8 protein-coding genes and 1 pseudogene are annotated in these 10,061 nt (G+C 53.6%); 6 read left to right on the top strand and 3 right to left on the bottom strand.

Going from position 1 to position 10,061, the window contains the following annotated elements:
- Nucleotides 1-47: 47 nt before the first annotated feature.
- Both AAF463_RS20810 and AAF463_RS20805 read right to left on the bottom strand, forming a co-directional pair.
- Nucleotides 48-1,631: an arylsulfatase gene (locus AAF463_RS20810; protein ID WP_061720063.1), complete on the bottom strand. Its 1,584-nt coding sequence runs from the start codon at nt 1,629-1,631 to the stop codon at nt 48-50.
- A 107-nt stretch (nt 1,632-1,738) separates the two neighbouring features.
- Complete coding sequence (locus AAF463_RS20805; protein ID WP_350262376.1) at nt 1,739-2,920, bottom strand: outer membrane protein transport protein; 1,182 nt, start codon at nt 2,918-2,920, stop codon at nt 1,739-1,741.
- A 717-nt stretch (nt 2,921-3,637) separates the two neighbouring features.
- Between AAF463_RS20805 and AAF463_RS20800 the strand changes: the two genes are divergently transcribed.
- The 3 genes and pseudogenes from AAF463_RS20800 (at nt 3,638) to eptA (ending at nt 5,771) form a co-directional block, all read left to right on the top strand.
- Nucleotides 3,638-3,904 carry a YdgH/BhsA/McbA-like domain containing protein gene (locus tag AAF463_RS20800; protein ID WP_350262375.1) on the top strand — a complete coding sequence of 89 codons (267 nt, stop codon included), beginning with the start codon at nt 3,638-3,640 and terminating at the stop codon, nt 3,902-3,904.
- A 19-nt stretch (nt 3,905-3,923) separates the two neighbouring features.
- Nucleotides 3,924-4,028 (top strand): annotated as a pseudogene (locus tag AAF463_RS20795) (LysR family transcriptional regulator); the annotation flags it as partial.
- Nucleotides 4,029-4,127: 99 nt separating this feature from the next.
- Nucleotides 4,128-5,771, top strand: coding sequence for a phosphoethanolamine transferase EptA (gene eptA, locus AAF463_RS20790; protein ID WP_350262374.1), 1,644 nt, complete (start codon nt 4,128-4,130; stop codon nt 5,769-5,771).
- Between the two features lie 33 nt (nt 5,772-5,804).
- Here eptA and AAF463_RS20785 read toward each other — a convergent pair whose 3' ends face one another.
- Entirely contained in the window at nt 5,805-6,581 is a 777-nt protein-coding gene (locus AAF463_RS20785; protein WP_137386993.1) for an ABC transporter ATP-binding protein, read from the bottom strand.
- Between the two features lie 194 nt (nt 6,582-6,775).
- On the opposite strand from AAF463_RS20785, the gene AAF463_RS20780 reads away from it, so the two are divergent.
- The 3 genes from AAF463_RS20780 (at nt 6,776) to AAF463_RS20770 (ending at nt 10,028) form a co-directional block, all read left to right on the top strand.
- Nucleotides 6,776-7,849: an ABC transporter substrate-binding protein gene (locus AAF463_RS20780; RefSeq protein ID WP_350262373.1), complete on the top strand. Its 1,074-nt coding sequence runs from the start codon at nt 6,776-6,778 to the stop codon at nt 7,847-7,849.
- A gap of 10 nt (nt 7,850-7,859) precedes the next feature.
- A complete protein-coding gene (locus AAF463_RS20775) occupies nt 7,860-8,867 on the top strand; it encodes an ABC transporter permease subunit (protein WP_277975292.1) in 1,008 nt (335 codons plus the stop codon).
- A 111-nt stretch (nt 8,868-8,978) separates the two neighbouring features.
- Entirely contained in the window at nt 8,979-10,028 is a 1,050-nt protein-coding gene (locus AAF463_RS20770) for a pyridoxal-phosphate dependent enzyme (protein ID WP_222212559.1), read from the top strand.
- Nucleotides 10,029-10,061: the final 33 nt, after the last annotated feature.

Below are 10,061 nucleotides of genomic sequence, written 5' to 3'. Positions count from 1 at the left end.
TCCTGAATACCGGGTGAAGTATTTCACCCGGTGTTGTGGTCAGAGCATCAGTTCGTGGCCGGACTGCCTTCCTCAATAAGTTTCGACACATCAGAGACGGTAAATGACCCCGGTTTCTGACGCGGCGGGAACTCTTTGAAGCTTTGCAGCATTTCAGTGGCATATTTCTGCGCACCGCCCAGCAGGAACAGGCGATCATAGAACCAGTGGTTGTAGTCCATGCCATCGGTGCCTTTTTCCAGCGGATCGATTTTCAAATCGAAAATCAGTGGCACACGCAGTTTAACGAACGGGTATTTCCACACATCCATGCCTGAACGTTCCTGAATCATGAAGTGTGCTTTCCAGCGACCGTAGCGCATCGCCAGCAGATCACCGTCATCACTCCAGTAGAAGAATTCTTTGCGCGGATCCTCCTGAGTTTTACCGGTGATGAAATCAAGCTGGTTATAACCATCCAGATGCACTTTGTAGGTCATGGCACTGGTTTTATAACCCTTGAGTAACTGCTGTTTAATGTCCGGCACGCCCGCTGCAGCAACCAGCGTCGGGAACCAGTCATTACTGCCGAAGATGTCATTGATCAGCGTGCCCGGCTTGATATGTCCCGGCCATTTGACCATCGCCGGTACGCGGAACCCGCCTTCCCAGCCGGTGTTTTTCTCACCACGGAACGGTGTGATACCGGCATCAGGCCAGGTGGCCGTCATCGGGCCGTTATCGGTGGTGTAAACAACAATGGTGTTATCTTCAATGCCGAGGTCTTTGATTTTCTTCAGTACTTCACCGACGATTTTGTCGTGCTCTACCATGCCATCAGCGTAGTCACCCAAGCCGGTCACGCCTTTATCGGCCGGTTTTATATGGGTTTTGTTATGCATACGCGTGGTGTTGTACCAGGTGAAGAACGGCTTGTTGGCTTTGACCTGCCGCTCCATAAAGTCGTTATTTGCCGCCAGCGTCTCTTCATCCACGGTTTCCATACGTTTGACGTTGAGTGGGCCCGTGTCCTCTACTTTCCCGTCCGCGCTGGACTTAATGACACCACGCGGGCCGAACTGTTTTTTGTATTCAGGATCTTGTGGGTAATCCGGGTTTTCTGGCTCCTCTTCCGCATTCAGATGGTAAAGGTTGCCCATAAACTCATCGAAACCATGCGCGGTAGGCAGAAACTCATTGCGGTCGCCAAGGTGGTTCTTACCAAACTGGCCGGTAGCATAGCCAAGCTGCTTGAGTATGCTGGCAATGGTAGGATCTTCTTTCTGCAGTCCCTGCGGTGCGCCGGGCATGCCTACTTTACTCATCCCGGTACGGAACGGCATCTGCCCGGTAATGAAGGATGAGCGACCGGCGGTGGAGCTTTGTTCCGCATAGTAAGAAGTGAACTTGGCGCCTTCGGCCGCAATGCTGTCGATATTGGGCGTTTGGTAGCCCAGCATGCCCTGATTGTAGGTACTGACGTTCCAGTACCCGATGTCATCACCGAATATCACTACAATGTTGGGCTTCTGATTGTTCTGCTCCGGCGCCGTCGTGGTATTGCTGGCCGGGGCTGCATAAGCGCTGGTCGCACAGCAGGCGACAGACAACATCGAGGCGAGCAGCGATTTGCAAAATGGCACTTTTGACATTTCTGTGCTCCAGATAAGTGGACTCTCGTAGGAAAGGCATAGGTATCGCCCGCCCGGTCAAATCGTTCGACAGTAAGTTATGTGATGCGCCTCCTTAGTTGGCCGGGTCAGAAAGTCCGGCTGTAGTTGATGCCAAAGAAATAGAGAGCAGGATTGTCATAGCGTCCTTTGACCAGCGGCGATGCGACCTCTGACGAGTCAATGTGCGCGTATTCGAAGGCGGCGCCAATGCTGCTGTCAGGATCGAGTTGGTAACGTGCACCAACGCCCCAGCGCCAGGTATCGCCGGACGGCATCGTCAGAGAGGTATCCTGCTGGTTGCGGTAGAAGCTGCTGTCAAAGGCAACGCCGGTATTCAGCGTCCAGTCAGCAGAGAGTTTGAACTGGGTGCCGAGTGCGAGGTGCCAGGTATCACGCAGACGCCCGTTGTCGCCCACCTGATTGCCTGCCACGGTTATTTCGCTGTTGCTGTAATCGCTCCAGTCCTGCCAACCCGCATCCCCCATGACAGCCCAGCGATCGTTCAACTGATGGAAAACGCTGAGCATGATTTGTTGGGGCGTATTGACGGTGGCTGCGATAGGCAACGTCCAGGAAGGAGAGTTATTCAGCTGGTCAAGACGGACCGTGTTGTTAACGTTGAAGTGATAATTGGTCCGGCTGGTATAGGTTAATCCGGCACGCGTTTGTGGGGTAAACTGCCATAACGCACCTATTTTTCCGTTGAGCGCCCAGTCATGATCGGATAGCTCATCGCCTCGGGCGCGCTTGATTTTCAGCAGGCCATAGTTAATTCCCAACCCCGCACCGAGAGAGAAGGCATCATTGATTTGCCAGGCCAGCGCGGGCATCAGCGTTACCGCCAGCAGCGTGCTGTCTTTAATCAGGTTGTCACCAGCCCAGTCACCGAAATGCAGGCCAAGTCCGTAGTTGCCATAAAATCCTACTCCGGCACTGACGGTTGGGCTGATCCGTTGCGTGTAGAAAGCGCTGCCACCGGGAAACCAGCTAATGACATTCCCAGGGCTGTTACCGCTCAGTTGTGCATCGTCGTCCAGCCGGTAAGGCGCGTCGCCATATAATGCCTGCGCCCCCAAAGTGAGCATTTTATCTGGCAACAGGGTCATGCCAGCAGGATTGGTAAAGAGCGTTGAGGCATCCTGCGCTCGCGCCGCCTGACCTGCACCGGCCAGGCCTATATCATCAGTACCAATTTCATATAGATAAAGTCCACTCGCGCTTGCAGAAGAAAGATTAAATAAAAAGGCCAGGGCTATTATTTTGCGCATGGGACTCTCTCTTAAACAGGGTTAAGAACATCCGGTCACATTAATCCATCAGTCTTTCAATAATCCTCATGCCACTTAACTCAAGACTGCTCGTGGTATAGAAAGAAAATTGAATTATCTCTGGTAGCAAAATAAGAATCACCCGAAACGGGGGAAGAGGTCGGGCATTATGAGAATTAAACATAACCCGAGGATAAGACAGTTTTATTTACATTTTGATATTTAACTTAGCCAAAGTTTGAATTTCAGCAACATGAATGTAAGGAATTAGTAAGTCGCCTCGCAAATTTTTGATGAAAATCAAACTTACACAATGATGAGTGAGATTAGTGGTAAATACATTTTATCTGATTGAATTAGAAGGATTTGAAAATGGGAAGTGATCACTTTATAAATATACGTCTATAAACTTAAAGCCATAGGAATCAATGGGGTATCGAGCGGATTTTCATTGGCTATTTTTTTCGGAATTTCGCCAATAAGAACATTCCTATTGGTGAGGGCGAGTTTTTAAGAACCTGAAATGAAGCGGGTTATCATACGTTACCCACCATCCATGTATGGTGGGATCTAAAGTCAGACTATTAAAACTCACATTCAGCATTAGCAGTGTTAGTCGGATATTAATATTTTATTTATTTGCTTTTAACGGAATCCAGGCTAATCATTTTAAGGCGGTTAAAGAAGTCTGATATTTCAAATCATAAGGGTGAAATAATGAAAAAGATTTCGGTTACTATGATAGCTCTGGCCTTAACATCTGTGGTGTGTTCATCAGCTTTTGCAGCTAAGGAAATCACAAAAGAGGAAGCAAAGCAGTACGAGAAAGTGGGTGAAGTCAGCACAATAAATGAACATTCAGCGCCTTCGGATGCCATGAAAGAAATTTCACAAAAAGCTGACGAGATGGGCGGTAAGTATTTCGTCATAACTTCAGGTACTGAAGGCCATAAAATTCGTGGCACGGCGACCGTTTATAAGTAGTATTTTGCGATGCCCTGGAATACAGGGCTTCACCAAAACCGTGGCGTGGCACGAAAGAACGCACCGCGATGCCGGACATCGCTGGATGCGCGAATTATTGTTCACCCACGGTCAGCCGCAATGATGCTGTCTAAAGATAAATCCGCCTGACAGGATTCAGCCTAAGGTTCACTTAACCTTCATCTCTTAATCTGGCGCCATCTTCACTATTACGGATGGACCAATGACGTTTTCGCTGCGCAAAAGACCGACGCTAAGTCGGCTGACTCTTATTTCGCTATTTTCCATTTATATTGCGGTGTTCCTGAATATTGCCTTTTATCGACAGGTAATTGCAGCGATGCCGCTTGATACGCTGCGCACAATATTCGTCTTCGTCTCGATGCCGCTGGTGGCATTTAGCGTGATCAACATTATTGCTACGCTCGCCTCTTTTATCTGGCTCGACCGGCTTATTCTTGTGCTATTCGTTTTGGTGGCGGCTGCCGCGCAATATTTCATCTGGACCTTCGGCATTGTTATTGATCGCTCGATGATCGTGAATATTCTGGATACCACACCGTCCGAGTCCTTTGCTTTATTGTCGCCTAAGTTGATGATCACGCTGGGTGGTAGCGGCCTGCTCGCTGCCCTTTTGGTATTCTGGATTCGGATTAAACATAGCGAACCTCTGTGGAAAAACATCGCCAAACGCGCCGCGTCAATTGTGGTGTCGGTCATCTGCATCGCCCTGGTGGCGACATTTTTCTATAAGGATTACGCCTCGCTGTTTCGTAACCAAAAAGAGCTGATCAAATCGCTTAGCCCGTCGAACTCCATTGTGGCGACACTTTCCTGGTATCACCACAGCCGCACCGCCAATTTGCCGCTGGTGAAAATTGGCTTAGATGCCAAACAAAAGCCGCAGATGCTGGCGGGTGCAAAGCGCAATCTGACGATTTTGGTGGTGGGTGAAACCACGCGCGCGGTGAATTTCCAGCTCAATGGTTATGGCCGAGAAACCACGCCATTGCTGGCGAAAGATGACGTCTCTTATTTCCCTAATACGCAATCCTGCGGTACCGCTACTGCGGTCTCGTTGCCATGCATGTTCTCGAATATGCCGCGCGCGCATTATGACGACCAGCTTGCTGAACATCAGGAAGGCATGCTCGATATTATCCAGCGCGCCGGCGTGCAGGTTTTATGGAATGACAATGACGGCGGCTGTAAAGGTGCCTGCGATCGTGTCCCGCATCAGGATATGACCAGCCTGAATCTGCCGAATATGTGTCACGATGGGGAATGTTATGACGAGGTATTATTTCACGGTATCGAGGACTCTATTAAAAACCTTAAAGGCAACGGCGTGATCGTACTGCATACCATTGGCAGTCACGGCCCAACCTATTACAACCGTTATCCTCCGCAGTTTAAAAAATTCACGCCGACCTGCGATACCAATCAAATTCAGGATTGTTCGCAACAGCAGCTGGTGAATACCTACGACAACACCATTCTGTATATTGATTACATTGTCGATAAGGCGATCAATGTATTGAAGGCGCATCAGGATCAATACACCACCAGCCTGGTGTATTTATCGGATCACGGTGAGTCGTTGGGGGAAAATGGTGCTTATTTGCACGGTATGCCGTATGCAATTGCACCGGATGTGCAGAAACATGTGCCGATGCTGATTTGGCTGTCACCAGATTACCAGCAGCGTTATGGCGTGAGTAAAAGCTGTGTCGATAAACAAGCGGCGCATCAGAGTTATTCTCAGGATAATCTGTTCTCCACCCTGCTTGGATTGACGGGGATTCAGACCAGCGAGTATCAACCTGCGGATGATATTTTGGCCGGTTGCCGGATCGTGCAGGGTTAAATGCCAGAAGGTCGCCATGAATGGCGACCCACATCACGCAGCTACCCGATCCGCCCCCAACAAATCCAATATCCTGCTGCGCAGCGCCACCAGCTGCGGATCATCGCGACGGCGCGGCCACGGCAGATCCACCTCGATCACATCCACCACTTTCGCCGGTCTTGGGCTGAATACCACCACGCGATTCGCCATCACCAACGCTTCTTCAACATCGTGCGTCACCATCAGCGTGGTGAACTGCTGCTCCTGCCACAGGTCGACAATCTCCTGCTGCATCCGCAATCGCGTCAGGGAATCGAGCTTGCCGAGCGGTTCATCGAGGATCAGCAAACGCGGCACGTTAACCAGCGCGCGAGCCAGCGCTGCACGCTGCGCCATACCGCCCGAAAGCTGATGTGGCCACGCGCGAGCAAACTGCCTGAGGCCGACGCGATCCAGCATCGCGTTAATGCGCTGTTCGCGCACCGGCCGGCTCTCCCCACGAATCTGCAAACCGAGACCGACGTTGTCATAGACGGTGCGCCATGGATAGAGCGTGGGATCCTGAAACACCACCACGCGCGACGGATCGGGCGCGGTTATCGCTTTGCCCTCCTCCGCCAGTAACCCGCTGGCGGGCGGTTCGAGGCCGGCCAGCAAACGCAGCAGCGTCGATTTGCCACAGCCGGACGGCCCCAGCAGCGCGACAAATTCACCGGCCTCTACCTGCAAATTAATATTCTCCAGCACCGGTAAATCTTCGCCTTCTAAGGTGAAGTGATGATTCACCTTCTCAATCGCAATATTAACGCCCGCCGAAGTGGTAGCCATATTTTCGCTCCTGCTTGATTTGCTAAGAAATAAAGCATAAGCCTCGCCTTTCCCACATCGAAATAGCCATTTCGGCAAACCTATCCGCAAATATTCATAATGAAAAACTGCATGATGTCATGCGGGATTGTTATTTGGTCGCGCTAATTGCCTTTGCCATAGTGCCTGTGAACTTTATCTACAAGGAAGACAGGATGGCATTGCAACAATTCTCTCTGAGCCGCCGCGCGTTATTACGCGGGCTGGGTCTTTTTAGTGCCGGCGTGGCGGTAAATCCGTTGCTGAGCAGCAACGTGTTTGCCGACGAAAAATCCCTCAAAACCATCAAGCTGGCCTGGGGGCAAACCGCAGTGTGTCAGTCACCGATTTCGGTGGCGCTGAAGCAAGGCTTCTTTAAAAAGTACGGCTTGAATGTTGAGCCGGTGAACTTCAGCGGCCCCACCGATGCGCTGTTACAGGCGATTGCCACTGGTCAGGCCGATGGCGGCATCGGCATGGCGCTGCGCTGGCTGAAACCGCTGGAGCAGGGTTTTGATGTGGATCTCACCGTCGGCACGCACGGCGGCTGCATGCGTTTACTCGCGCCGCAAAATAGCGGCATCCGCGATGTGAAAGATTTGGTGGGCAAATCGGTGGCGGTCAGCGATCAAGCCAGCCCGATTCGCAACTTCTTCGCCATTCAGCTGGCGAAACAGGGCATCGATCCCGATAAGCAGGTCAACTGGCTGCAATATCCGCCCGACCTGTTTGGCGAAGCGCTGCGCAAAGGCGAAGTGCAGGCGCTGGCTACCGACGATCCACAGGGCTGGCTGCTGAAGAAGCAGCACAACCTGGTGGAAGTCGATAACAACCTGAAAGGCGAATACGCCAACCTCACCTGCTGCGTGCTGGGCCTGCGCGGCTCGCTGGTACGTGACGATCCCGCCACCGCGCGTGCTATCACTCAGGCGATTGTCGATGCGCAGCAGTGGACCGCCGAACATCCGGACGAGACGGCGAAAATCTTCCAGCCGTTTGTGCCCGGCTCCGTCGCGGTGGAGGATATCGCCGCGATGCTGAAAGAGCACACTCATAGTCATCACTCCACCGGCGTGCAGCTGCGCAAAGAGGTGGCGGTTTATATCGATGAGCTGAAAAAAATCAACGTGATCCGCCCGGATACCGATGCGCAGCGCTTCGCCGAACACTATGTGCCAGAGCTGCTGCCGGCGGAATCCGCCCATCAGCACGCCAGCAATATGGCGCACATGAGCAACATGTCGAGTTAAGGAGACGAGAATGGCCAGTGAAACTCTGACGATTGCCCGCAACCGTGATGTGCCGCGCCGCCTTCAACCGGCGGTTTGGGGTGCGCTTCTGCTGTGGTGGGCGCTGGTCGCGCTGATGGTGGCGGTGCCGGATAAGCCGCAGGGGTTTGCCGCCCCGCGCTTTGTCAATGAAACGCACGAGCTGTTTGCCGCCATCGCGCTGCTTCTCACCGGGCTGGCGATTGCCTCGGGTCTGTTCCCGCGACTGACCTTACTTGCGCCGCTCAAACGCAGCGGTCCGTGGCTGATGGTACTGGCGCTGCTGATTGGCCTGTGGGAAACCGTTACTGGCAAACTGGCGCTGCTGCCCGCGCCGTTTTTCGCCCCGCCGCGTGCGCTGGTCGAAGCCTATGCCACCGACTGGCCGCGCCTGCTGGATAGCGTGCTCAATTCGCTGCGTCTGCTGGCCTTCGGCTTTATCTACGGCAGCGTGGTCGGCTTTATTACCGGCGTAGCGATTGGCTGGTCGCGCGGCTTGGGTTATTGGGTGCATCCGATTCTGCGTTTCCTTGGCCCGGTGCCTTCTACCGCGCTGCTGCCGCTGTCGCTCTACTTCTTCCCGTCAAGCTTCTCGGCGGCGGTATTTCTGATTGCGCTGGCGACCTGGTTCCCGGTGACGGTGCTAACCTGGTCGGGCGTTTCCAGCGTTGATACGCGTTATTACGATGTGGCGCGCACGCTCGGTGCCAATTCGCTGTTCCTCGTGTTGCGCGTGGCGGTGCCGGCAGCGCTGCCGCACTTGTTTGTCGGCCTGTTTATGGGTTTGGGCGCGTCGTTCTCGGTGCTGGTAGCGGCGGAGATGATGGGGGTGAAGTCCGGGCTCGGCTGGTATCTGCAGTGGGCGCAAGGCTGGGCGGCTTACGCCAATATGTACGCCGCGCTGATTGTGATGGCGCTGCTGTTCTCTTCGCTGATCTCCCTGCTGTTCCTGGTGCGCGATCGCCTGTTGTCATGGCAGCGCAGCGCGGTGAAATGGTAACGACATACATTGCGTAATGAATTGCGCCGATCCGGTATGTGCACCCATCCGTAGCGGCGCGACTTATCGCGCAATCATTCAGGCTCATCTCATCTATTTATGAGGTCGATTATGGCTGCAAAAATTTCTGCTTCTATCACTGAACTGATTGGCAACACGCCGCTGCTGCGCCTGTCTCGCTACGCACAGCAACACGATATTCAGGCCGATTTGGTCGCCAAACTCGAACTGTTTAATCCCAATCACAGCGTGAAAGATCGCATCGCCCTCAGCATGATTGAAGCCGCCGAACGCAACGGCATTATTCAGCCCGGCGATACGCTGGTTGAAACCACCAGCGGCAACACCGGCATTGGGTTAGCGGCGATTGCGGCGGCGAAAGGCTACAAGTTCCGCGTCTATATCAATGATTTCGTTAGCATCGAACGCAGCCAGATTATTCAGGCGTACGGTGCCGAAGTGGTGCCGTTCAGCACCATTGAAGGCTTTAAAGCATTTTACGATGCCAGCAACGGCGATTTCGTCGCCGCCACCAAATGGCTGGCCGAGCAGGTCACCGCAGCGGAACCGGAAGTGCACTTCCTGCTGCAGCTGGATAATCCGGCCAATCCGGCGGTGCATGAGCGCACCACCGGGCCGGAGATCTGGCGCGACAGCGGCGGCGAGCTGGATATCTTTATCGCCGCCGTCGGCACCGGCGGCACGCTCTCCGGCACCGGACGCTATCTCAAACAGCAACATCCGGGATTACAGGTGATCGCCGTCGAGCCGGGCGTGGGTTCACAGCCGAGCGAACTGCGTCCGGATCCACTGGAAATTACCGGCGTGCATGCGTTCAGCAACCAGACGCCTGAGCGTATTCCTGCCAATCTCGATCACCGCGTTTACGATGAAGTGATCGCGGTGGAAACCTGGCAGGCGTACACAGCGGCGCGGCAGCTGGCGCTGAGCGAAGGTGTGCTGGTGGGGGATTCCTCCGGGGCAGTGTTGTGGGCGGCCCAACAGGTTGCAGCGCGACTGGAGAACCGTGGCAAGCGCATTGTGGTGTTGCTGGCCGATGGCGGCAGCAGTTATTTAACCACCCAGCTGTTCGCGCATCAGGTACCAGCCGAATCGCTGAAGCTGGCGAGCGCCGTGCAAACCTCCAGGAAAATCGCCTGAAAATAATGCGCGATAAATCGAGCCGCTACAGAA

Origin of the sequence: Pantoea sp. BJ2 (assembly GCF_040255075.1) — a bacterium.
Lineage (GTDB): Bacteria > Pseudomonadota > Gammaproteobacteria > Enterobacterales > Enterobacteriaceae > Pantoea > Pantoea leporis.
Note: the sequence above shows the minus strand (reverse complement) of the source record. Positions and strands in the feature narration are given on the sequence as shown.